The following is a 23,705-nucleotide window of genomic DNA, read 5'->3' on the forward strand; positions in this document are numbered from 1 at the left end:
GGCTACCACGCACATATGCGTGCGCGGCGTCGGTGGCCGGTCTACGCGACCTTGATAACGCCACGCCGGATCTGGTCCAGTTCAATCGATTCGAACAGGGCCTGGAAATTGCCATTGCCGAAACCCTGATTGCCTTTGCGTTGAATGACTTCGAAGAAGATCGGACCGAATGTGTTTTCGGTAAAGATTTGCAACAGGATGCCGTCTTCGCCGACGTCGCCGTCAATCAGGATGCGATTGGCTTTCAGGCGTTCCAGATCCTCGCCGTGGCCGGGCACGCGTTTATCGACCAGATCGTAATAGGTGAGGATGGTGTCTTGCAGGTTGACGCCGCGGGCGCGCAGTTTTTCGACCGTCTCATAAATGTTTTCGGTCGTAAGGGCGATATGTTGAATGCCTTCGCCATTGTACTGACGCAGGAATTCCTCGATCTGACTGGTGTCGTCCTGGCTTTCGTTGAGCGGAATGCGGATATGACCGTCGGGCGCGATCATGGCCTGGCTGAATAGTCCGGTCGCCTGGCCCTTGATGTCGAAATACTTCTGTTCCTCGAATCCGAAGATCTGGGCATAGAAGCTGGACCAGGTGCGCATCTGGCCACGTTTGACGTTGTGGGTGAGGTGGTCGAGAATTTCGAAACCGACCGTGTTGGCGGCTTCGGCTTCTGCCGCGCCGGCAACCGCGTCCCAGTCGGCATAGATGTCATGGTCGACGAGATACAGCAGCGAACCGCCGATGCCTTTCAGCACATAGCTATCGGCACCAAGCGCACCCTGCGCTGCATCGACGGGCTGGGCGCCGTTTTCAAGGGCCAGGTTATAGGCGGCCCTGGCGTCGGCGACGCGGAACGCCATGCCATTGGCCGACGGGCCATGGTGATCGGCGAAATCGCGCGCCTGGGCGGACCCGCCGGTATTGAGCAAAAAGTTGATGTGACCCTGCTTGTAGCGCACGATGTCGCGGGTCTTGTGGCGGGAGGCGGCGACGAAACCCATCATCTCCAGCTGAGCGGCCATGGTGGCGGTATCGGGGCCGGTAAATTCGACAAATTCGAAGCCGTTCAGTCCTAAAGGATTATCGCGCATGTATGTCTCCTTACAGATAGGGTTCGAGGGCAGCGGCGAAACGCGGCAGGTTGTCCGATTGCAGGCCGGCGATATTGATGCGGCCTGAGTTGAGCATGTAGATGCCATGCTGTTCGCGCAGGGCGACGACCTGATCACGTTCCAGCGGCAGAAGCGCAAACATGCCGGTCTGGCTGGCAATAGCCGACAGGGCGGGAAGGGCAACGGCCAGGGCCGCGCGCATCGAATTCAGGCGTGCGCGCATCTCATCGAGTTCGGCGCGCCACAGGTGGGTCAGGGTGGGGGATTCCAGTATGGTGCGCACAACGGACGCCCCATGGTCGGGGGGCATGGACCACATGGTACGAGCAGTCAGGATCAGGTTTGCGCGGGCGCGCAGGGCGGTTTGGGCGGTCTCGGCTTTTACCCACAAGGCACCGATCCGTTCGCGGTACAGACCGAAGTTTTTGGAGCACGAGGCGGCGACAATCGCTTCCGGTACTTTGTCCAGAACGGTTCGCATGCCCGCCGCGTCGGCCTCCATGCCGTGGCCGAGCCCCTGATAGGCGATGTCGATGAGCGGGACCAGGCCCTTGCGCGCGCACAGGTCGCCAATAAGGTTCCATTGGTCCGGCGTGAACTCCGCGCCCGTCGGATTGTGACAACAGGCGTGCAGCAGCAGCACGTCTCCGCTGCGTGCGGTTTCCAGAACGCTCATCATGGCGTCGAAGGTGACGGCCTGGGTGGCCTTGTCGAAGAAGGGATGCTCCAGCACCTGTAGGCCAGCCGCCTGCATCAACCCGCGATGATTGACCCAGGTCGGGGTGCCCAGCCAAACACGGGCTTCGGGATTGGCGCGGGCGATTAGTTCGGCGGCCAGGCGCAGGGCGCCCGTGCCGCCCGGTGTTTGCAGGCCACAAAACCGGTCATCGCGGGCGCGGCTGTCGCCGAGCACCAGCGGCGCCAGCGCGGCGACGAAGCCCGCATCGCCTTCGGCGGCGACATAGGTCTTGGTGGTCTGGTGCTGGTGCAGATGCGCCTCGGCCTGCTTGACGGCGCGCATGACCGGGGTCTGGCCGGTTTCATCGCCATAAACGCCGATGCCGAGATCTATCTTGCCTTCGCGCGGATCGCTGCGCAGGCGATGAAGGAGGGTTAGCATGGCGTCAAGCGGCTGATCGTCCAGCGTCGCGAAGAGGCCCGGTTTGGTCAGCAGATCGGTGGTCATGATCGTTTCCAATACAATAGTATCTAATGAAACTATGCGTGTTAACGCTCCGTGGCAATCCTTTTTTTGGTTTTTGCCGCTATGACGGTGTCACGACGCCGTGAGAGCGTCATAGCTGCAAGGAAAAGGCATAGATGGCTGATATGTACCCGCTTTATATTTCTCTACGCGACCTGATGGTGCGTGCCGCTCCCACGATGAAGATCGGTAAGGAAGTACAAGGCGAAATGACCCTCAATGTACCGACCAACGTGATGCAATCCCGGGACCCGGCGTGGTTCGGGACGGTCCGCCTCAGCGGTAATACGGTGTCCTACTATCTGCCGCCGCTGGCTATGCGCCAGGGGCGGGATTTGACGGTGCCTGACGCGCTCAAGAAACACGCCCAGAGCAAGACGTGCTTCGTGTTTCAAGACGTGGCGCCGGAGCGTTTCGCGGAACTGGAAGATCTGACGCAACAGGCGGCCCAGGCATTCGCCGCCTGAGACTAAAAATGGCCATTCGCCGCCTGAGACTAAAAATGGCCATTCGCCGGTCTCGCAATGGCTTGTCTGCCTAAACCGCAATCCCGCTTGTCGTCGTCCCGGATTTGACGCATGGTTGGCCAACGGCTGACGACAAGCCGACCGATTGGGAGATAGGCATGAAGCGGATTTTAACAGGCGTGGCGGCGGTTCTTGCCCTGGTGGCGTTCGGCGCGAAAGCAGAGCCGTTCAAGGTGGCGATCACGGTCGACGACTTGCCGGCGCATGGCAGCCCGGTCCCTGGCCATAGCCGCGAAGAGGTTGCGCGCGACTACCTGGCCGCGCTTAAGGCGCACAAGGTGCCGGGTGTCTATGGCTTTATCAATGCCGTTGCGCTGGAACGCGAACCGGGCACCAAGGCGGTTCTGAAGCTGTGGCGCGACGCCGGCTATCCGCTTGGCAATCATACGTACACCCACATGAATATCAATACGGGCGGGTTGACAGCGTTCGAAGGCGACATTGAGAAAAATGAGCCGGTTTTGAAGGAATTGATGGCTGGTCAGGATTGGCGCGTACTGCGCTTCCCGTTCCTAAATGCCGGCACCGATCCCGCTTTGCATAAGGGCATAATGGACTATCTGGCCACCAAGGGATATCGCATAGCCGACGTGACCATCAGCTTCAATGATTGGGCCTATACCGAAACCTATAACCGGTGTCTGACCAAAGGGGATGCGGCGACGATTGACGCCATGAAGGTGCAGTATATGCAGGGCGTCAAGGCATCGATTGCCCGATCCACCTATGGATCGCAAAAGCTTTACGGACGCCAGATTTCTCATGTCCTGCTGATCCACGAAGGGGCGTTCACGGCCCTGATGCTGCCGCAGGTCCTGAGCGAATTCGAAGCCGAAGGCGCGACCTTCGTTTCGCTCGACGAGGCCCAGGGCGATCCCGTCTATAGCGCGGTCAGCGCCCATCGCGGCGAAGGCCTGCTGATTGAGCGTCAGGCCAGGGAAAAAGGTGCGGATATATGGGCCGGTGCGCCGGCGGATGTCGATATCGCCAATCTCGATACGCTCTGCCGGTGAGCCCTTAGGCGATCAGGCCGCTCATAGGCCGCACGCCTGCTGAGTCCGGGAAGACGTCGCGCGACAGGGCGCTTTCCGGCACGGCGTAGAGGTCGGCCATGATCCCTTTCATGACGCCGCGCAGGTCGGTGGTTGGTTTCAAGTCGCGTGCTTCATACAGCTGCCCCGTTTTGAGTCCGGGCCAGTCGGCAATGACGCGCCCACCCTTCACCGCACCGCCGGCCATGAAGGCCGCCGCCGCTGTGCCGTGATCCGTACCGCCGGTGCCGTTAACCGCAGCGGTTCGGCCAAATTCGGTGATGACCAGAATGGCCGTGTCGCGCCATGCCGGTCCCAATCCGGTTTCGAAGGCGGCCAAAGCGCCATCAAGTCCACCCAGCAAGTTCGCGAGCCGCTGTTTTTCCTGAGCGTGGGTGTCCCACCCTTCGAAGGCAAGGGCGGCAATGCGCGGGCCGTCGGGTTGGGCCAACAGCTTTGCCGCCCCTTCGGCCATGGCGATCATCGTTTTCGGATCGCCCGGACCGCCGCCCGCCTTTACCATGCCTTTTTCCGCCCCGACGATCTTGCCGGTGGCGATGGCTTCGGTAAGGGTGCTGGCAAGCAAAGGATCGGTGGCCTGATAGAGGCTGAGCAGACGCGGCGGCAGGTCGGCATCGACGGGTTTCAGCGTCGCGGGCGCCCAGCCCAGGACCGGTGCCTGACCGCGCATGACCAGCGGCGTGACACCCCCGACGCCCAGACCGCGTAAGCTGGCCGTCTGTGCCCCCGGCAATGTGCGCAGAAAGCGGTTCATCCAGCCTGAGTCCGTGTGGCCGGGCGCCGTCATACCCGATTCCAGCACGTCCTGGCCGTCGAAGTGGGACCGTTCGCGATAGGGCGATGCGGCGGCATGGATCACAAGAGCCTGTCCTGCCTTATATTGTCGGGCGAAGGCATTCATCGACGGGTGCAGGCTGAAGGTCGAGTCGAGCGGTATCGCCCCTTCTACCGGCAGATCGCCGCGAAGCGCCGCGTAATCCGGATCGCCCGCCGGCGGTACGGCGGTCAGGCCATCGAGCGCCCCGCGAAGAATGATGGTGACAAAGCGCGGATCGCGCCCGCCCGCCGCCGAACTCAAGCGCGGGATGAAGGCGGAAAAAGCGGCGGTGGCGCCGAGGGTGAGCAGTTGGCGGCGGTTGGTCATGTCAGCGCCTCATGAATTCGGGGGAAAGCAGGGCCAGACTCAGGCCCTGCGCCTGGGTTTCGGCCCGGGCAATAGCCTGGGCTGTGTGATCGCTGAGCAGGGGGCCGAGATGGCTAGTGGCGAAGGTGCGTGGATCGACGGTTTTATCGGCCGCGCCGGCCAATGCGTTGGCAAAATCCATACGTGTGCTCAGGCCTTCGGGCGATGCCCAGGCGGCGACGGTGTCGGGAAAACCGTTCGGTCCGGCCGGTTGCCACCACGGTTGACCCATGGCGTTGAGCGCTTGCGTAATGGCTTGAGGGCGCAGGGTTGCACCGGTGGCGCGTAGGGCGGCGGCGATATATTCCAGCGGCGACCGCATCTTGGTCAGGCGCGGCGTCCAGGCCTCGGGCGCTTCGATCAGGGTGGTTGACACAGCCGCCAGGTCGCCGTCGCTATCGAGAAAAGTGCGGCTGAGCCGGTCGACGAGGGCCGGCGGTGGATCGTCGGCGACGAAGTGGCGGGCCAGTTTCGTTGCGATATGGTGAGCGGTGGCCGGATGACGGGCCAGATCGGCCAGCACAGCCTGGCCCTGGGCCAGGCCAGCTTGCGCGTAGCGCTTGCCCATGATGGTTTGTACGCCAGGTTCATGGGCGCGGGCATTGAATAGGAAGGTGCCCGGTGCCTCTTGTTTTTCGGTACGGCTCACCGACCAGCCGGTGATTACCTTGGCGAAGCTGGTGACATCGGCCTGAGTGTAGCCGGACCCGACGCCTAGGGTATGCAACTCCATGATCTCACGTGCCAGATTTTCATTCAGGCCGCGCTTGCCGTTATTGCGCGCAGGCGAATCCGGACCGACCGACTGGGTGTTGTCGAGATACAGCAACATGCAGGGATGGGTTTCGACGGCCAGAAGCAGGTCGTGGAAGCGGCCGAAAACATGCGGCCGGATGGCTTCGCGTTCGTATGCGCCGGAAATGGCGGCGACCGGCTGGCTTTTCTTGGTCGAAATGGCGAAATGGTTGGTCCAGAACATGACCATTCGTTCGTTGAAACCGATGTCTGGTGTTATCAGGGTGTCATTGAAACGCGCGCGAAGTTCGGCCAGTTCGGCATCGCGGATTGGATTGGGTCCGGTCATCGTCTTGGCATCAGGCATCATCTTGGCGCCGCGCTTTTGCACCATCGACTGTTCTGGCATCTGTTCTGGGGCCATGCCGCCTTTTGGCATGGCGGCGGATGTGTCGTTGGCGCGCTCGGCCTTACGCGCCGCGGCCTTTTCCTTCTGGTAGTCGTAGGTCTCAGCCAGCAGGGTTGGCGTATCGCGCAGATCGCCTGCCCTGGGCTGGGGCGCGCCCGCCCTTATTTCCGCTTTCAGCCGCTCTCGGACATTACCAGTCAGGGCGGAGATGCCGTTTTCACCACTCCCCAAGCCGAAGCGGGACAGGGCCAGCGCGGTTTCATAGTCAGGGTCTAACGCCATGGTCTGAGCCTCACCGTTATCGGTTACAGACCTTATACGCGCCGATTACGGCGAAACTGTCGCGGCGATTTCTAGAAGGCTTCGGAATGGATGTCGCCGTCGCCTGAGAACCAGGCGCGTTTCATCCCCTGGGACCGGAAAGGAGTGATCACTTGGCCTTGAGCATTGAGGGCGATCAGTCCGCCTTCGCCGCCCATGTCCACGATCTGCTGCAAGGTAGCGTCGGCCGCCTCGGCCAGACCCTGACCGCCCCTGTGCCGGAAGGCCAGTTGCGCCGATGCGTTGACGCGAATGAAATATTCGCCCTGACCGGTACAGGAAATGGCGGTCTGGCCGTCGGCCCATGTGCCCGCCCCGATCAGTGGCGTATCGCCGACGCGTCCGGCCAGCTTGCCGAAAACGCCGGCGGTCGATGTCGCGGCGGCCAGTTGACCATGGCGGTCCAGACAGACGGCGCCGACCGTGCCGTGGGCCAGCGTGCCGGGAGGATGGTTGGATTCGAACCGTCCGGCGCGGGTGAAATATTCGGCTTCGTCGGCAATGGGGTCGAAGCCCTGTTCGTGAGCAAACAAGGCCGCACCTTCGCCGGCCAGCATGACGTGCGGTGTGTGTTCCATGACCGCGCGGGCCACCAGCACCGGATTGGCAAAGCCCTGCAGGGCGGTAACCGCGCCGCAGGTCTGATCGGCGCCATTCATCAGGCTGGCGTCCAGTTCATAATTGCCGGCCATATTGGGCGACGCCCCCTTGCCCGCGACATAGAGGCCGGAGTCTTCGAGTTGCCGCACGGCTTCGGTAACGACGTCGAAGGCGCGGGCGCCGGTTTCGAGCGAGGCGCGGGCAAATTCAGCGATATCGCGCATATTGGCGATTTCGACGCTGTAGTCGCGTCCCTGTTTGGCGCCGGCGCCGCCGTGCAAGGCAAAGGCGATCATGTGAGTCTCCCGATGGTTTCGGATGCACCTATGATCGCCCGCGCCGCCAAGGGCAAGTCCAAAAGCGGATCAGTCGGCCGCGTGTGTAACGGGCCCCTGCACCAAGGTCTTGCGGCACAGCCAGACCGTAGGCACAAGCATCAGGATGACGATGGCGGAGATGCGGAAAAGATCGACCGTCGCCAGCAGGAAGGCCTGGCTGGAGACCTGGCGCATGATGACGCCCGCACTTTGGCTCGCCGTCAACCCGAACTGGGTCGCCTGGTTGAGGGCGCCGGTCATGGCGTCACTCATCCCGCCGGGCCCGCCCATGATCTCGGCCAGGCGCGTCTGGTGCTGGCTTTCGCTGCGTTCCCACATGGTCGTGACCAGTGAGGCGGCAAACGATCCGGCGACGATCCGTGCGAAGTTCGACAGGCCGGAGGCGGCGGGCACGCGTTCGGGCGGCACGCCGTTGAGGCCGATACTGATGAAGGCGATGAAGAACATACTCATCGCCGCCCCCATGACCAGCATGGGCAGCATCAGTACGAAGAAGCTGGCGTCCGTGGTGAACAGGGACCGCATATAGAACGAGGCGGCGAACAGCAGCAACGAGACCGTACCGAGAATGCGGGCATCATACCTGTTCAGCATCCGTGCGGCGAACGGCGTGAGAATGACGGCGACGACGCCCGATGGCGCGGCCACCAGCCCCGCCCAGGTGGCGATGTAGCCCATATTGGTTTGCAGCCACAGGGGCATGAGCAGGTTGGCGCCGAAGAAGATTGCGTAGGCTACGCATAGGACCAGGGTCCCGAAGGCAAAGTTGCGCGTCTTGAAGAAGGACAGGTCAACCATAGGATTCTTGTCGTTCAGTTCCCAGATGACCCAGGCGATGAAGCCAATGACGGCGACAAGGGTTTCGACGACAATGGCCGGGGAATTGAACCAGTCGGCTTCCTTACCGGTATCGAGCATGACCTGAAGCGCACCGACCCAGACGACCAGCAGGGCAAAACCTGTGCGATCGATTGGCCGCTGGAAGGTCGGGGTTTCACGATCGGACATGCCGCGCCAGCAGAAGAAGGCGCAGAAGGCGCCGACCGGGATATTTATGAAGAAAATCCAAGGCCAGGTGAAATTGTCGGAAATATAGCCGCCGAGTATGGGGCCGCAGATCGGCGCCACCAGGGTGGTCATCGACCAGATCGCCAGGGCCGTTCCGCGCTTATTGGGCGGGAAGATCATCATGAGCAGGGCCTGGGAGCCCGGAATCATCGGGCCGGACACCGCGCCCTGAAGGATACGGAAAAAGATCAGCGAGTCGATATTCCACGCCACACCGCACAGGAAGGAGGCGATGGTGAACAGCAGCACCGAGGCGGTGAAGGTCTTGACGACGCCGTAACGCCCCATCAGCCAGCCGGTGAGGGGTACGGAAATGCCGTTGGAAACGGCAAAGGAGGTGATGACCCACGTGCCCTGAGATGTCGAGACGCCCAGGTCGCCGGCAATGGTGGGCACGGAGACATTGGCGATGGTGCCGTCGAGCACCTGCATGAAGGTGCCGAGCGCCAGGGCAAGGGCCGTAACGGCCAGGATCCCGCCGGTGAGGGGCGCGGGACCGGCCGGGGCCGGAGCGGAGGAGGACATGGAGCGCCTCTCTGGATAAACAAATCAGATAAAAAGGGCCCCGCGCCTTAGGGGGAGAAGCAGCGCGGGACCAGTGACGGGGGCCAGTGACGCTAGTTGCGGGTATCGATCTTGGCGTCCATCGACAGACCGACGCGCAAGGGGTGGGCGGCCACTTCCTTGGGGTCCAGATCGATACGGACAGGCAGGCGTTGAACCACCTTGATCCAGTTACCGGAGGCGTTCTGGGCGGGGATCAGGGAGAAGGCTGATCCGGTCCCGCCGGAAATGCCGCGAACGGTGCCATGATAGGTGACGCTCTTGCCGTAGAGGTCCGAATGGAGTTCGACCTTCTGGCCCGGAACGACCTTGCGCAGCTGGCCTTCCTTGAAATTGGCGTCGACATAGGCGCGCGCGGTCGGGACCACGGTCATAAGGGGCGTTCCAACGCCGACCTGCTGGCCGACCTGAACGGCCTTCTTGGACACGATGCCATCGGTGGGCGCGCGTATGACGGTGCGTTCCAGGGCCAGCTTGGCGGCGTCCAGCTTGGCCTGGGCGGCCAGAACTTCGGGGTTCTGGGCTGGCGAAACGCCGGAAAACTGTGTCGCGTTGGTGGCGCGCTGCCCGCCGGCGGCTTCCACGCCAGCCAGGGCCTGGGCACGGGCGGCCTGAGCCGTATTGAGCGCGGCCTGGGCCTGGGTATAGGCGTTCTGCGCCGTTGTGAGTTCTTCCTGCGACACCGCGCCGGACTGGGCCAGGTTCTGGCGGCGGGTCAGTTCGGTCTTGGCGTTGCTGAGATTGGCTTCGGCTGCTGCGATCTGGGCATTGGCGCTGGCCACATCGGCCTGGCGGGCGCTGAGCTGGCCAGCCAGGGCGGCATCGCTGGCGTAATAGCCCTGAACGTGGCGTTGAGCCAGGGCCAGGGCGGCCTCTGCCTGGGCGACAGCGATCTTGGCGTCGGCATCGTCAATGGTCAAAAGAACATCGCCGGACTTGACGGCTTGCGTTTCCGAAACGGCGATTGAGGCGACCGGTCCGGCGACCAGGGCGTTCACCTGCGCTGTATCGGTGCCAACATAGGCGTTGTCGGTCGAGACATAGTGCGAGGCAACCAGCATGTACCAGGCGCCATAGGCCACGGCGCCAACGGCAACGGCGACGCCAAGATAGGTCAGCAGTCGTTTGCGCTTGGCGTTACCTGCGGCATTGGCGACCGGCGGTTTGGAAGGGGCGGCGGCCTTAGGGCGCGCGCCGTAGGCTTCGGCGGCTTCTTCTAACTTTTCAGCGGGAGAGGCGGTGTCGGGCATGATGAAATCTCTCTGATTTCTTTAGTTGTTTACGGTGTATTGGCCGCCCAGCGACTTTATCAGGGCGATATCTAGGGTCAGGGCGCGGCTGCGGAGATCGGCCACCACGCGGCGCTGATTGATCAGGCTTTGTTCAGCGACCAGAAGCGAGGTGTAATCAGATAGGCCGCCGTCGTAGCGCAACTTGCTCAGGCGATAAGCGTCTTCGTAAGCAGTCAGGGCCTGTTCGGACGTGGTGAGGCGTGATTGCAGGGCGCGCTGGCTGGTCAAGGTGTCGGCGACCTGCTGCATGGCGACCAGAACGTCCTGATTATAACTGGCGATTGCGAGGGCGTGCTCGCTTTCCGCCGATTTCAGGTTGGCTTTGAGTGCGCCACCGTCGAACAGTGGCAGGCTCAGCGCCGGACCGAATTGGCCCATGTCCGAGCCATTGGCGAACAACTTGTCCAGTTTCAGCGACTGAAAGCCGGCAAAGGCCGCCAGGTTGATATTCGGATAGAAGGCCGCGTGCGCCTGCTTGATACGGGCCGACGCCGATTCCGCGCGCCAGCGGGCTGCGATGATATCCGGACGGCGGCCGATGAGATTGAGGTCGATCTGGCCAGGAACGGCGCCGAAGGCCTGCGAGCTGGGCGTCATCGCCGGGCGTTGCAGGGTATCCGCGAAATCGGGCGAGGCCCCTGTCAACATGGCGATCATATGTTTGTTGATATCGATCTGTTCATCGATCGCAGCCAGGTCGGCCTGTGCGGCATAGATGCCGGCCTTGGCCTGTTCGTTCTGCGCTTTATTGCTGACGCCGTTGTCGAGCTTCTGCTGCACCAGCTTGGCGCTGTCGGCACGAATGGCGACGGCGCGCTCAGCCAGGTCACGCGTCTGGTAGAGGCGGTCGAGATCGACATAGGCGCTGGCTATGGCGGTGGACAGGATGAGACGTGCCTGCGCGGCGTCGGCCTGGGCAGCCTGGGCCAGGGTAGAGGCGGCATCGATGGCCGCGCGGTTGCGGCCCCAGAAGTCCAGTTCCCAGTTGAAATTCAGCGTCACCTGGCCCTGGTCGATGTATTTATGCGGAATAAGACCCGGCGGAAACAGATAATTATCGCTTTGCAGCGCCTCTGACGCGGCGGCGTTCACCGACACATTCGGGCGGTCGGCCGCCCGATATTGCGATACGGCGGCCTGGGCCTGATTTAGGCGCGCTTCCGCAATGGCCAGAGACGGCGAATTGTTAAGCGCCTGATTCATCAGGCGCTGCAACTGCGGGTCGCCAAGGTCGCTCCACCAATTCTGTTCGTTAACCGCCTGTATAGGATTGACTTTCTTAGCCTGGCTGGGCTCGGATGCGAAAGGCGCACTTTGGGGAATCGTAGTGCAGGCGCTTAATGCGGTTGTGGCCAGAAGGGCGGCAACCAGGGTGGAAACACGAATATAGTTCATGGGGGACTCTTGGGGGGCGACTCTTGAAATAACCGTACGGTATGGTCATATTAACTGGACATATAGACCGTGATGCGGTATCTGTCAAGCTGACCATACTGTACGGTTGAGGAATATTTTTGCGATGCAAACACAAAATGTGACGGCGTTGAAACCGCATGAACCCAAGGGACGCATGAGCAGTGAGGAGCGCCGCGAAGCGATCCTGGATGTCGCGACCGAGATTTTCATGGAAGAAGGCTATGCCAGCGCGTCGATGTCGACCATCGCCGCGCGCCTCGGCGGGTCGAAGGGTACGCTTTATAATTATTTCAAAAGCAAGGAAGAACTGTTCACCGCCTATGTCCAGCGCCATTGCATCTTCCATCGCAGCCAGACGACCGCGCTGCTGAACGAAGAAGGTGAGGCGCGCAAGGTTCTGAAAAATTATGCGACGCGTTATCTGCGATCATTCACTTCGGAACAGGCGTTACAAAACTGGCGCATCATTTCAGCGGAATCGCAGAAGTCGCCCGAGATTGGCCGTCTGTTCTACGAAAGCGGTCCGCTGAGCGGCGTGCGCATTCTGGCGAGCTATTTCGAAAAGGCCAAGGCGCGTGGCGAACTGAGTTTTCCCAATGCCAAACAGGTGGCGCACCAGTTTGTGTCGCTCATCCATGGTCGCATGATCAAGGCGCGCATGTTGAACTATATCCCCGAGCCGACGGACGAAGACATCGCTGCGGAAGTTGACGCCGCATTGTTCGTCTTCTTTGCCGCCTATGGCGTCAGCAAGCCGACCGACCCCGTCAATGTGGCGTAAGGTCCAGCACCTGGTTGGCCAGCCCATGGGGCGCCTGGCGATGACTGATCAGGATCAATGACCGGTTTTCATCCGCCAGGTGACGTTCAAGCCGGGCAACGACTTCTGCTTCCGTCGATAAATCGAGGCCTTCGGTCGATTCATCGAGTATAAGCACCGGTGCTGGCCGCAACAGGCTGCGCGCCAGGGCCAGCCGCTTGCGCTCCCCGCCGGACAAGGTTACGCCCCCATCCCCGATCCAGGTATCCAGCCCTTTCGGCATGGCGGATACGCGGTTTTTCAATTGGGCGATCTCCAGAGCGTTCCACATCTCCGTTTCGCTACCGCCTGCCATGGACAGATTTTCGCGCAGGGTGCCGGTGAGGGGTGTGGCGTCCTGCGGGCACAGTGAAAAGAGATCGCGTCCGGCATTTGTGGCAAAGCCATCGAGTGACCGCAGTCCCATCAAGGCTTCGGCGAGACGCGTCTTGCCGCATCCCGATGGCCCTGCGATGCGAAGCCTAAGGCCGGTGAGGCCGTACGTGTGATTTCCATAGGTGAATACCGGGTCGGCCTCCGTGCGGCGGATAATGACCTGCGATTGGTCGTAAATGGCCGCGACGCGATGCTCGGCTTCGCGGAAACCGGCTGTTTGCCCCAGCGCGCGCAGCAGGATTCCCATCGATTCGAATCCCATGCTGCTGGCGAGAAGGGCGAGTGCCATAAGCGGCAACGCGGCGTGCATGCTGGCTACGGCGACGGTGGCCAGGCATAGGCCGGTCAGCAGGGTGGTGATCGCTCCGGTGATCGCGTCCTTACTGACGACGCGGGTGCGGGATGACAACAACTGCGCCTCCAGTACCTGCAATTCGGCCAACAGGGGTTGTTGGAGATCGTAGGTCCGAATATCGGGCAAAACCGTCATCAGGCTATAGAACCGCGCCTTCAACTCCCCCATGGCGGCCTGTTCCGAAAGGGCGGTGTCCTCAGGCAGGCGGCGGTGAATATACCACCCCGCCAGCAGGGCCAGGCCGATGAAGCCCGCCAAAGCTAGCGCGGCCCACAGGCAGGCGAACGCGGTCAGAACCAGGGCGGCGACCACGCCGGATATGCCCGCAGCGGGGGCGCTGCGCATGACGAGCGCGGTTTCAAGCGTCGTTACATCCTGAATGAACCGGCTGGAGGCGTCGCCGCGGCTAATGCGCAACGTCTTTTCTGGATTGGCTTTGAACACACGTTCCAACAGGGCCGGGCGTAATTCCGCCATGGCGCGCAGGGCCGCATCATGCCCCATGTAGCGTTCGCCATAGCGCAACACGGTGCGGGCTATGGCGAAGAAGCGGATAGCGGCGCTGGGCAGAAGATAGTTAAATGCCTGGGCCGCGATCGGTCCCGCTGCGCCGGCGACGGCAGCACCCGTCAGGAACCAGCCGGAAATGCCGAGCAGACTGACCGCCGATACGCTGACGCCGGCGGCAAAAACCGCAGTCAGGAACAGGCGTGTCCCGAAATGATCTTTAAGGGCTTTTAAAAAGCTTGCGAAATTACCGGCCATCACAATTCCACCACGCGGTCTGCCAGGGCGCACAACGCTGGCGAATGACTGGACAGGATGACGGTCCGTCCCTTGAACAGATCTGGCAGCCGAGCGATCAGGTCGGCTTCGGCGGCTGGGTCGAGGTCGGCCGTCGGTTCGTCGAGCACCCATAGCGGCGCGGCCTTGAGCGCGGCGCGCGCCAGGCCGATCTTGCGCCGCTCACCGCCGGACAGGCCGGACCCGCGTTCGTCCAATGCTGCCGACAACGCGCTTTCGCGCGTTATAACGAGTGTGTTAAGGCCAAATTTCTCAATAACTTCATTCGGATCGGCTTGTCGGTTGGCGAGGGTCAGATTGTCGGCCAGGCTGCCCGCCAGAATCGGCGGATTTTGAGATACCCAGGCGATACTGCGACTGAGGTCGGTGAGGGGCTGACCGTTGACCCTTATGGCCCCCTCATACCGGCCGTGACCGAGGAGCAGGCGCAGCAGGGTCGTCTTCCCCGAACCGGTTGGCCCTCTCACGGCAATCACTTCACCGGGACGAGCCGTGAAGCTGACCGGGCCGATACGGAAGTCGGGATCGTCGGGGAAGGTGCAGGCTACGGCCTCATAGGTGACTTCCGGCGCGTCCTTAAGGACCGTTTGCGCGGCTATGTCCGGGCGGATCTCCAGCGCCATCAGACGCTGAGCCGCCGCCATGGCGGTTTGCTGGTCGTGGTAGGCGGCCGCCAGGCGGCGCATGGGGGCATAGACTTCCGGCGCCAGGGCCAGAACGAAGAAGGCCTTGGCGAGCGTCAGGACCTCCGGCACGGGGAAGGGTAACTGGCCCAATAGATAGAAGCCGCAATAGATGGCGATCAGCGCGACGCTCAAGGCGCTGAAGAATTCCAGCACGGCGGAGGTTACGAACGCGATCTTGAGCACGCGCAAGGTGCGTTCGGCGACATCGCGGGCGGCGCGTCCGACAATTCCGACCTGACGTGGCCCCGCATCGAAGCTCAGAATCAAGGGCAGGGCGCGGATACGATCGACAAACAGGTTCGAAAGGCGCGACAGCGCATCCAGTTGCCGTTTCGATTCGTCGGCGCTGGTCATGCCCAGAATGGCCATCAGTGCGACAAACGGAAGCAGGGTCAATAACAATATGCCGGCGCTGACCGGGCTGACCATGGCCATGACCGCGATAAAGATCAGGGGGAGGACGCGGGCAGACAGGTCGGCCTGACGGAAGCGCGCATAGTAGCCTTCCAGACTTTCGGTGTCCTCGAACAGGGCGTTAAGCCGCGCCTGATGGCGGGCGGAATCCACGCGGCCGGCGAGGGCCTTTTCCATGATGTCAAGCCGGATGCGGCTGACGATATGGCGCGCCGTTTCCATGCCAAGCTTTTGATTATAAAGACCGATTATCGCGCGCCCCGCCAGTGCAACCACCGTCAAGGTGAGGGCGGGCCACAAATAAATCAATGATTGATTTTTATGAAACAGGTCGCTGACCATATGGCTTAGGCCCCAAGCAAAGCCGGCAACGCACAGTCCGTCCAACAGCCCAAGCCAGCTCCCCCGTCGCAGGCCATGCGCATCCCATGAGGCCCATGCCTGCAACTGGCGGCGGATGGCCTTGGTATTGGGAATGGGGCCGGGTGCGGCGTCCGGGTGCGACATTGTGCGTGTTGAAGGGGGCAAGCTTAAGCCTTACAATTTCTATGGTTTTAGCGATGTTTATCTCTTATGAGTAGATACCGTCATTGCTAATGGCTGATTTTGGGTGTCTTCTTCGCCGGAGACGCGAACTTTCCCGGGGAAATCCGATGGACCTAAGTACCGTAGAACTGTCGAGGCTGCAATTCGCCTTGACCGCCATGTATCACTTCCTATTTGTCCCGCTGACGCTCGGTCTGAGCTTCATGCTGGTCATCATGGAGAGCGTGTATGTCCTTACACGAAAAGAGGTTTGGCGTACCATAACGCGCTTCTGGGGCCTATTGTTCGGTATCAACTTCGTTCTGGGTGTGGCAACAGGTCTCACCATGGAATTCGAGTTCGGTATGAACTGGTCCTATTACTCCCACTATGTTGGCGACATTTTCGGTGCGCCCCTGGCGATAGAAGGCTTGATGGCCTTCTTCCTTGAGGCCACTTTCGTCGGGTTGATGTTCTTCGGTTGGGACAAGCTGTCCAAACCGGCCCATTTGATGGTCACCTTTCTGGTGGCGCTCGGCACCAACCTGTCCGCCTTGTGGATTCTTGTCGCCAACGGCTGGATGCAGCATCCCGCCGGCGCTGAATTCAACCCGGCAACCATGCGCATGGAAGTGACCAACTTTATGGAGGTCATATTCAACCCTGTCGCTCAGGCCAAGTTTGTCCATACGGTCAGTGCGGGCTACGTGCTGGCGGCTGTGTTCGTCATGGGGATTTCGGCCATATATCTGATCAATGGCAAATGGACCAGCGTCGCCAAGCGGTCGATGGCTGTCGCCGCCGCCTTTGGCCTGGCCTCCGCTTTGTCGGTTGTCGTTCTGGGTGATGAGTCGGGTTATGCACTCACCGATAACCAGAAGATGAAGCTGGCCGCATTGGAATCCATGTGGCACACCGAAAAGGCGCCCGCGGGCATCTCCATCTTCGGCATCCCCAACGTTAAGGAGCAACGCACCGATCTCGATGTGAAGATCCCTTACGTCCTGGGCCTGATCGCCACGCGCAGCGTCGATCAACCTGTGATCGGTATTCTGGACCTAGTTGAAAAGGACGAAGGCCGCATCCGCTCCGGTATCATCGCCTATGATGGTGTCGAGAAGCTGAAGGTCAATGCAGACGATCCTGCTGCCCGGGCGCAGTTCGAAGCGCATAAGGCCGACCTGGGTTACGCCCTGCTGCTCAAGAAATATGTCGATGATCCGCGCAAGGCTGACGAAGCGACCATCACCAAGGCCGCCATGGACACCATTCCCAACGTGCCGGTGATGTTCTGGGCCTTCCGGGCCATGGCAGGCCTGGGTTTCGCCTTCATCGCGCTGTTCGCCACCGCCTTCCTGATGGTGACGTTCAATAAACACAACAACAAGCTCTTCCTGCTGGCCTGCATCGTCGCCATCCCCTTCCCGTGGATCGCCATCGAAGCCGGCTGGCTGCTGGCCGAAATCGGCCGCCAGCCCTGGGCAGTGGACGGCGTGCTACCGACCTTCATGGGCGCGTCCAGCCTGAACAAACCCCAGATCTGGGCGACCATAGCCGGCTTTACCCTGATGTATGGGGTGATGGCGGTCATCGAAATCCAGCTCATGATCAAGACCATCAAAAAGGGACCGTATGAAGCCAAGTTCGGCCGCATGCACAACGATCCCGAAGTCAGTGCCACTGACAATCCGGCCCTGCCCGTTGTCGGCCCGGCTGAGTAAGGAGACAGACCAATGGAACTTCCTCTCGATTATCCGACGCTTCGCGTCATCTGGTGGGGCCTCATGGGTGTCCTGCTCATCGGCTTCGCCATCATGGACGGCTTCGACATGGGGGTGGCGGCCCTGCTGCCCTTCGTCGCAAAAAATGACGGTGAGCGCCGTGCCGTCATCAATACGGTCGGTGCGACCTGGGAAGGCAACCAGGTATGGTTCATCCTTGGCGGCGGCGCCATCTTCGCGGCCTGGCCCTTCGTCTACGCCGCCAGTTTCTCCGGCTTCTACCTGGCCATGTTCCTGGTGCTGATGGCGCTTATCCTGCGTCCGGTCGGCTTCAAGTACCGCTCCAAGCGGCCCGGCAAGGCCTGGCGTCGCAATTGGGACTGGGCGCTGTTCGTTGGCGGCTTCATTCCCGCCCTGGTCTTCGGCGTCGCCATCGGCAACGTCCTGCAAGGCGCACCGATCCATTATGATGGCGACCTGCGGGTCACCTATCAGGATCAGTTCCTGGGTGGACTTTTGGGCTTGTTCACGCCCTTCACCCTTCTGTGCGGTCTGACCTCTGTCGCCATGCTGGTGCTGCAAGGCTCTACATGGTTGGCCATGAAGATCGAAAAAGGGGTCGTACGTGACAGGGCTGTTCGTTTCGGCGCGATTTCGGCCATCGCTTTGATTGTCTTCTTCGCCATCGGGTATGTGTTCATTCGCTTCTCCGGCATGGGTTTCAGCGTCGTTACGGCGGTGTCCCCCGACGGTGCGTCGAATCCCACCCGGGCCGAAGTGATCCCGGCCGCAGGCGCCTGGCTGACCAATTTCAGCAAGTACCCGTGGATGTGGGCGGCGCCTTTACTGGGCTTTGTTGGTCCGTTGCTGGCACTCCTGAGCCTGCGTTTGCGCAGTGACTGGCTGTCCTTCATAGGCTCTTCGCTGGCCATAGTCGGCATCATCGGCACAGTCGGGTGCGCCATGTTCCCGATCATTCTGCCCAGCACGGTCGATGCCCATTCCAGCCTGCTCGTCTGGACGGCTTCCAGCTCGCACATGACCCTGTTCATCATGCTGCTGGTGACGGTGTTGTTCCTGCCGATAGTGCTGCTCTACACCGCCTGGGTTTACAAGGTGCTGTTCGGACGGATCAGCACCGAACACCTCAAGACCAATCCCGATCTGTATTAGACACGGCCGGGGAGGCTAAAGTCTCCCCTAGGCCCTTCGTTAGGAGTGCAACATGTGGTATTTTTCATGGATCCTGGGTGTCGGCCTGGCTGTCGCCGTCGGTATTCTCAACGGCATCTGGTATGAGTTTCATACCGCCGACGATCCGGATGCCGAAGATCCCTACAACAACTAGAGCGGAATGATTTTAAATGGCATCATTGTTTCGCTCTAGATATATGATTTTGCATCATGTTTTTCCAAAAAGTGGCGTCCACTTTTTGGCATGATGCTCTAAAAAAGGCGCTCCCATCGGGGCGCCTTTTGTTTTGACTGCTTGCTTTTGACCGCTTGCGATGAGGTTATTCGCGCAGGGACTTCACCAGATTGAACACCATGGTCTTCGCGGGATCGTCATGGCCTTCCTGCGCCAAATTGTAGAGGGTCTGCATGACTTCCTCAGCGATTGGCTCGACATGAGCCTGATTGACCACTTCGAAAATACCCGGCAGCACCAGCTCGCGAATTTCGTTGTCGTCGACCAGGGCTTCGGTGATCTTTTCACCCTCGCGCAGGCCGGTGAAGCTGATCTTGATGTCCTTGTCCGGTCGCAGGCCGTATAGACGGATCATGCGAGTGGCCAGGTCATATATCTTGACTGGCTTGCCCATTTCCAGAATGTACAGGCCGGATTTATGCTCTGGCGTGCGCGCGTTGTTCATGGCCGCCGTCAGCACCAGCTGGACGGCCTCGAAGATGGTCATGAAATAGCGTTCGACTTCGCGGTCGGTCAGGGTGATCGGTCCGCCGCGCTCGATCTGCGATTTGAACAGAGGCACGACGGAGCCGGTCGAGCCCAGCACATTGCCGAAGCGCACGACGCAAGCCTGATGCGTATCGGAAATCTGGGTGCGGATCAGGTGCTCGGCCAGCCGCTTGGTGGCGCCCATCAGCGACGACGGCGCGACCGCCTTGTCCGACGAAATCAGGACCAGTTGCTGTACGCCCGCCGCCTTGGCGGCGTCGATGACATATTGCGTGCCCAGTACATTGGTCAGCACGCTTTCGCTCGGATTCATCTCGACCATCGGCACATGCTTCAGGGCAGCGGCGTGGAAGATGACGTCGGGCTTTTGTGCTGCGACCAAGGCAGCAATACGTTCCTTGCGGCGGACGCTGCACAGGAACGGGCGGGCACGGTCGCCGGCGCCGTTTTTGGGAAAGGTCTCGCGGATGGCGCGGTCGATTTCGTACAGCGCTAATTCGGAATGGTCGATCAGCGAAACGTGCGCCGCGCCAAGCGTCAACACCTGCTTGCAAATTTCAGATCCGATCGAACCGCCGGCGCCGGTAACCAGAATACGTTTACCGGCATAGAAGTTTTTCAAGCCCTGCGTGTCCAGTTCAACCTGCGGACGGTGAAGGAGCACCTTGAAAGAGGCGGGATCGCTTGGGTCAGGCAGAGGGAGGCTGTTCGGCTTTTTGCCAAAGGCGGCAAGGCGTGACAGGAACCTTAGAAGCCGATAGTTGGACAGACTCATTGATATTCCGACAAGCAGATAAGACGCACGTATTGAGCGTGTTATGGTTGTTTTAGCAAGCGCAAACGCGCACCGTTTGAAAAATTTCACAACTCTTGGCGCGTCATGATGTTAAGACTATGACCATGATCGATATTTTATTCTTTGGCCGGATCGCGGACATAATGGGCAGGCGTCGCCTGAGTCTCGACCTGCCGGAGGGTGGGTTATCATTGCTGGCCTTACGTGCGCAACTGTTTACCCCCCATGGTGATGTGACGCCGCTGATGAGCGTCAACCAGCAGGTCGAAAGTGGCGACCGGCCATTGAGCGATGGTGACGAGGTGGCCTTCTTTTCGGTATTTTCCGGTGGATAAGTCGGTGTGCGATATTCGTTTGATCGATGGACCCTTCGAGCCTGCGCAGGTCCATACCGACTTCCTGGCACGCTTTGGTGCTTACGGCGCCGTAACCGCCTTCACCGGCGTTGTGCGAGGCGACGCGACCGGCCAGGCTGTCGATTATCTTTATCTCGACTGGTATCCTGGTATGACGGAAGCGTCGCTTCTGGCCATAGGCGAGGCGGCGGCAGCGCGGTTCGAGGTACGTGCGCTCTGTATTCATCATCGCTGCGGGCGGATTGATGCGGGCGAGCCGGTTGTCTTCGTGGCTGCGGCCGCGGCCCATCGGCGCGCGACGTTCGAGGCTGCCGACTACATGATGGACCGCTTGAAATCGGAAGCGGCCTTCTGGAAGCGGGAAGTCGGGGAAACGGTTGATCGCTGGGTGGAGCCGACCGCGCGCGACGCAGAGGATCTTAAACGTTGGAGCAAGACATGAGCGAACTGAGTCACCTGGATGATGCCGGACGGGCGCGCATGGTCGATGTGTCGGACAAGGCGGTCACCGCGAGGGTTGCCCGAGCCGAGGGCTGTTTGATCTGCGCGGCTGCCACAGTGGATATGGTCGTCGCGGGCACGACGCCGAAAGGTGCGGTGATATCTACGGCTGAATTGGCGGGCATCATGGCAGCCAAACAGACGGCGAACCTGATTCCTCTATGCCACCCCTTGGCGCTAAGCCAAGTGGCCGTTACCATCACGGTCGATCATGCCTTACCGGGCTTCAGGATCGCCTCCGAGGTCAAGACGACGTCGCAGACCGGCGTGGAAATGGAGGCGCTGATGGCGGTGAGCATCGCTGCGCTGACGCTTTATGACATGCTGAAGGCGGTCGATAGGGGTATGCGCATCGAAGGTATCGCCGTTACTGCCAAGCAGGGCGGCAAATCCAACTGGGTTTAGGCTCTACGGGGCAAAAAGAAACGCAGAGACCATAGGTCCTTGTGGTCCTTGGCCTCTGCGTTGAGGTATAGCTCGAATAGCTGCGGTTTAGCCAATTTGCTGCGCCGCACAAAATCAAACCTGCTGTAATGTTCTTAAAACAAACGTGTGTGGATACCGATCCAGACGCGGCGGCCGACCTGACCGTAGTTGGCGGCGGTTTCATAGCGGGTATCGCCGACGTTTTCGATACGGCCGTAGAGGCTGATCCGCTCATTGAGCGCATAGTCGGCGCGCAGATCGATTAGGCCATAGCTCTTGAGAAGGGTGGCATTGTAGACATCGTCGAACCGGTCGCTGGCATAGCGCGCGCCGGCGCTGAGGCTCAGCTGCGCGGTAGCGATCCAGGTCATATCGATGCTGCCCAATTGCCGGGGTATACGCGGCAGGCGATTGCCAAGGAACCCGGCCGAGCGGTTTTCCGTATGCAGGAAGCTGTAATTGCCACGCAGGGATAGGGTCTCGCTAAAGGCATATGCGCCTTCCAGCTCGATACCGCGTGCCTCGGTCCGGGCGATATTGGCATAGTAGCCATAAGGGCGGGTGGGGCACAGGCCGATGGTCGGGTCGGCATAACAGCCGGAGAAGAAGTCGATCTGGTCATCGACCCGGCGTGTGAAGGCGGTAACGCCGAACTGTCCCTTTTCGAAAGTGTAATCGACGCCGGCGTCCAGGGTGACGGCAGTTTCCGGCTTGAGGTCGGTGTTGCCGTAATCGCTGTAAAGTTGATACAGGCTTGGCACCTTTACACCCTGGCCAGCGCTGGCGTGCAGACGGACCTGGTCGGTGACTGGCACGCTGACGCTCAACTGGGCTATATCCTGGCCGCCAAAGCTGGAGGCGTCGTCGTGACGCAGGCTCAGGGCCGTCGAAACCGCGCCAAAATCGTGGCTGAGCTGACCGTAGAGGCTCGACAGGTTGGACGACGCCTTTTGCGGCGTGGGGTTGGGGTCCCAAGAGGCCGGCGAGGCAGTCTGCATGGTATCGCGCTCATACCTTAGGCCGCCGAGCAGGCGGGTCTGCGGCGTCAGGCGATAGGTGACGTGATAGTCGGCCGACTGGATATGACCGGTGGCGACAAAGTTTGCCGTATGATCCGGATTGAAATCGTGGCGATCATTGTCGGTCTCGCTGATCGACAGGGTCTGCTCCCCAGCGGCGAAGCGATGGGTGATGGCCAAAACGTTCATTGTGGTGTCGGTCTTGCCGAAATCGCCGGTATCGGCGAAGGCGTAGAGCGGCGCGGGGAAACCATCATAGTCGTTTCGGCTGTGGACCTTACTGGAGAAGGCCTTCACGGTCAGGGTATCGGTCAGGGCATAGCTCAGCTTGCCGCTGAGGGTGGTCTGGCCGAAGCCGTCCTTTTCCGTGCCGCCGGCGAAGGCGGAAACGCCACGATCGTTTTGAGTGCTGCCATAGACGCGCCATGACAATTTGCCGACCTGGCCGCCGAGGCCGAGGCGGGCCGTACCATATTCATCGAACCCTTCCACGCGCAGATCGCCTTCCAGGGCTTGTGACGGCGCGCGGCTGGTGATGCTGACCACGCCGCCAAGGGCACCGGATCCCCAAAGGGTGGATAGAGGGCCGCGCAGGACTTCGATACGGGCGGCGTCGTCTGTACTGAGCAGGCCCAGATTGGTGCCGCCACCGACTTGAGAGGGGTCATTGAGGCGTACGCCGTCAAGCAGGTACAGGGTATGATCGCCGCCGGCGCCGCGGATGGAAGTCGTGGCCGCCTGGCCCGGACCGCCATTGCGCGACAGGCTGAGGTCGGTGGTGCGCGCCAGCAGGTCGGAAATTTGCAGGGATTGATAGGTGCGAATATCCGAATCCGTCAGCACATCGACGCTTTGACCCAATTTTGACACGGGGAGGTTTTCCCGTGTGATGGAGACGACGACTTCGGTAGGCGCTTCATCGGCAAGGGCCAGGCCAGGAAACATAAGGCTCGGAAGTGTCAGGCCGGGTATGGTCAGGACAAACACAGAAGCCTTGATCAGCAAAAGGTTTTTGCGGTTTAACATACGTAAAACAGTCTTTCGGTCAGAAACGAAAGCCGCAAGCGCACACGACAAAGCCTGCGCCTTCACGGCTCACAAAGCATCGTCTCTCGGGGGGTAGACGCCACCGTGCGGGCACGGGGCTTCGATCTCCGCTCGCGCTGCACTTCCC

Annotated in this window: 21 protein-coding genes; 9 read left to right on the forward strand and 12 right to left on the reverse strand. The window is 60.8% G+C overall.

Annotation, left to right across the window (positions count from 1 at the left end):
* Positions 1–41 precede the first annotated feature (41 nt).
* Positions 42–1,085, reverse strand: coding sequence for a 4-hydroxyphenylpyruvate dioxygenase (gene hppD / locus AEAC466_RS26860; protein WP_023456835.1), 1,044 nt, complete (start codon positions 1,083–1,085; stop codon positions 42–44).
* Positions 1,086–1,095: 10 nt separating this feature from the next.
* Entirely contained in the window at positions 1,096–2,292 is a 1,197-nt protein-coding gene (locus tag AEAC466_RS26865) for an amino acid aminotransferase (RefSeq protein WP_023456836.1), read from the reverse strand.
* Between the two features lie 134 nt (positions 2,293–2,426).
* Between AEAC466_RS26865 and AEAC466_RS26870 the strand changes: the two genes are divergently transcribed.
* Positions 2,427–2,777, forward strand: a complete 351-nt coding sequence (locus tag AEAC466_RS26870; RefSeq protein ID WP_023456837.1) for a hypothetical protein — start codon at positions 2,427–2,429, stop codon at positions 2,775–2,777.
* 158 nt (positions 2,778–2,935) lie between these two features.
* On the forward strand, positions 2,936–3,850 hold the full coding sequence (locus AEAC466_RS26875) for a polysaccharide deacetylase family protein (protein ID WP_023456838.1): 915 nt from the start codon (positions 2,936–2,938) through the stop codon (positions 3,848–3,850).
* A 4-nt stretch (positions 3,851–3,854) separates the two neighbouring features.
* On the opposite strand, the gene AEAC466_RS26880 is transcribed toward AEAC466_RS26875, so the two are convergent.
* The 6 genes from AEAC466_RS26880 to AEAC466_RS26905 all read right to left on the reverse strand — a co-directional run bounded on the left by AEAC466_RS26880 (position 3,855) and on the right by AEAC466_RS26905 (position 11,794).
* A complete protein-coding gene (locus tag AEAC466_RS26880) occupies positions 3,855–5,033 on the reverse strand; it encodes a DUF1501 domain-containing protein (protein WP_023456839.1) in 1,179 nt (392 codons plus the stop codon).
* A 1-nt stretch (position 5,034) separates the two neighbouring features.
* A complete protein-coding gene (locus AEAC466_RS26885; RefSeq protein WP_023456840.1) occupies positions 5,035–6,498 on the reverse strand; it encodes a DUF1800 domain-containing protein in 1,464 nt (487 codons plus the stop codon).
* Between the two features lie 71 nt (positions 6,499–6,569).
* Positions 6,570–7,433 (reverse strand): isoaspartyl peptidase/L-asparaginase family protein, encoded by an 864-nt coding sequence (locus AEAC466_RS26890; RefSeq protein WP_023456841.1) that lies wholly within the window; start codon positions 7,431–7,433, stop codon positions 6,570–6,572.
* A 69-nt stretch (positions 7,434–7,502) separates the two neighbouring features.
* Positions 7,503–9,068: a DHA2 family efflux MFS transporter permease subunit gene (locus tag AEAC466_RS26895; protein WP_023456842.1), complete on the reverse strand. Its 1,566-nt coding sequence runs from the start codon at positions 9,066–9,068 to the stop codon at positions 7,503–7,505.
* A 92-nt stretch (positions 9,069–9,160) separates the two neighbouring features.
* Positions 9,161–10,357: an HlyD family efflux transporter periplasmic adaptor subunit gene (locus AEAC466_RS26900; protein ID WP_023456843.1), complete on the reverse strand. Its 1,197-nt coding sequence runs from the start codon at positions 10,355–10,357 to the stop codon at positions 9,161–9,163.
* 21 nt (positions 10,358–10,378) lie between these two features.
* Positions 10,379–11,794 carry an efflux transporter outer membrane subunit gene (locus AEAC466_RS26905; protein ID WP_023456844.1) on the reverse strand — a complete coding sequence of 472 codons (1,416 nt, stop codon included), beginning with the start codon at positions 11,792–11,794 and terminating at the stop codon, positions 10,379–10,381.
* Positions 11,795–11,918: 124 nt separating this feature from the next.
* Here AEAC466_RS26905 and AEAC466_RS26910 point away from each other — a divergent pair, with 124 nt between their 5' ends.
* Positions 11,919–12,596 (forward strand): TetR/AcrR family transcriptional regulator, encoded by a 678-nt coding sequence (locus tag AEAC466_RS26910; protein WP_023456845.1) that lies wholly within the window; start codon positions 11,919–11,921, stop codon positions 12,594–12,596.
* Here the strand turns inward: AEAC466_RS26910 and AEAC466_RS26915 are convergent.
* Positions 12,583–14,130, reverse strand: coding sequence for an amino acid ABC transporter ATP-binding/permease protein (locus AEAC466_RS26915; RefSeq protein ID WP_023456846.1), 1,548 nt, complete (start codon positions 14,128–14,130; stop codon positions 12,583–12,585). The two genes, AEAC466_RS26910 and AEAC466_RS26915, sit on opposite strands and share 14 nt — an antisense overlap.
* Positions 14,130–15,797 carry a thiol reductant ABC exporter subunit CydD gene (cydD, locus tag AEAC466_RS26920; protein ID WP_235074137.1) on the reverse strand — a complete coding sequence of 556 codons (1,668 nt, stop codon included), beginning with the start codon at positions 15,795–15,797 and terminating at the stop codon, positions 14,130–14,132. The genes AEAC466_RS26915 and cydD overlap by 1 nt, the downstream gene beginning before the upstream one ends.
* Positions 15,798–15,922: 125 nt before the next feature.
* Between cydD and AEAC466_RS26925 the strand changes: the two genes are divergently transcribed.
* The 3 genes from AEAC466_RS26925 to cydX are packed head-to-tail and all read left to right on the forward strand — an operon-like array spanning position 15,923 to position 18,863.
* Entirely contained in the window at positions 15,923–17,515 is a 1,593-nt protein-coding gene (locus AEAC466_RS26925; protein WP_023456848.1) for a cytochrome ubiquinol oxidase subunit I, read from the forward strand.
* 12 nt (positions 17,516–17,527) lie between these two features.
* Positions 17,528–18,688 carry a cytochrome d ubiquinol oxidase subunit II gene (cydB, locus tag AEAC466_RS26930; RefSeq protein ID WP_023456849.1) on the forward strand — a complete coding sequence of 387 codons (1,161 nt, stop codon included), beginning with the start codon at positions 17,528–17,530 and terminating at the stop codon, positions 18,686–18,688.
* Between the two features lie 52 nt (positions 18,689–18,740).
* Entirely contained in the window at positions 18,741–18,863 is a 123-nt protein-coding gene (gene cydX, locus AEAC466_RS26935) for a cytochrome bd-I oxidase subunit CydX (RefSeq protein WP_023456850.1), read from the forward strand.
* Positions 18,864–19,029: 166 nt separating this feature from the next.
* Here the strand turns inward: cydX and AEAC466_RS26940 are convergent, their stop codons facing one another.
* Complete coding sequence (locus AEAC466_RS26940) at positions 19,030–20,208, reverse strand: polysaccharide biosynthesis protein (RefSeq protein WP_023456851.1); 1,179 nt, start codon at positions 20,206–20,208, stop codon at positions 19,030–19,032.
* A gap of 125 nt (positions 20,209–20,333) precedes the next feature.
* Between AEAC466_RS26940 and AEAC466_RS26945 the strand changes: the two genes are divergently transcribed.
* The 3 genes from AEAC466_RS26945 to moaC are packed head-to-tail and all read left to right on the forward strand — an operon-like array spanning position 20,334 to position 21,491.
* A complete protein-coding gene (locus AEAC466_RS26945) occupies positions 20,334–20,564 on the forward strand; it encodes a MoaD/ThiS family protein (RefSeq protein ID WP_023456852.1) in 231 nt (76 codons plus the stop codon).
* A 4-nt stretch (positions 20,565–20,568) separates the two neighbouring features.
* Positions 20,569–21,027, forward strand: a complete 459-nt coding sequence (locus AEAC466_RS26950) for a molybdenum cofactor biosynthesis protein MoaE (protein ID WP_235074138.1) — start codon at positions 20,569–20,571, stop codon at positions 21,025–21,027.
* Positions 21,024–21,491 carry a cyclic pyranopterin monophosphate synthase MoaC gene (gene moaC, locus AEAC466_RS26955; protein WP_023456854.1) on the forward strand — a complete coding sequence of 156 codons (468 nt, stop codon included), beginning with the start codon at positions 21,024–21,026 and terminating at the stop codon, positions 21,489–21,491. The genes AEAC466_RS26950 and moaC overlap by 4 nt, the downstream gene beginning before the upstream one ends.
* Positions 21,492–21,625: 134 nt before the next feature.
* On the opposite strand, the gene AEAC466_RS26960 is transcribed toward moaC, so the two are convergent.
* The gene (locus AEAC466_RS26960; RefSeq protein WP_023456855.1) at positions 21,626–23,557 is read right to left on the reverse strand and encodes a TonB-dependent receptor plug domain-containing protein; all 1,932 of its coding nucleotides are present in this window, start codon (positions 23,555–23,557) and stop codon (positions 21,626–21,628) included.
* Positions 23,558–23,705: the final 148 nt, after the last annotated feature.

This window comes from Asticcacaulis sp. AC466, from assembly GCF_000495815.1.
In the GTDB taxonomy this organism is placed as follows: Bacteria; Pseudomonadota; Alphaproteobacteria; order Caulobacterales; family Caulobacteraceae; genus Asticcacaulis.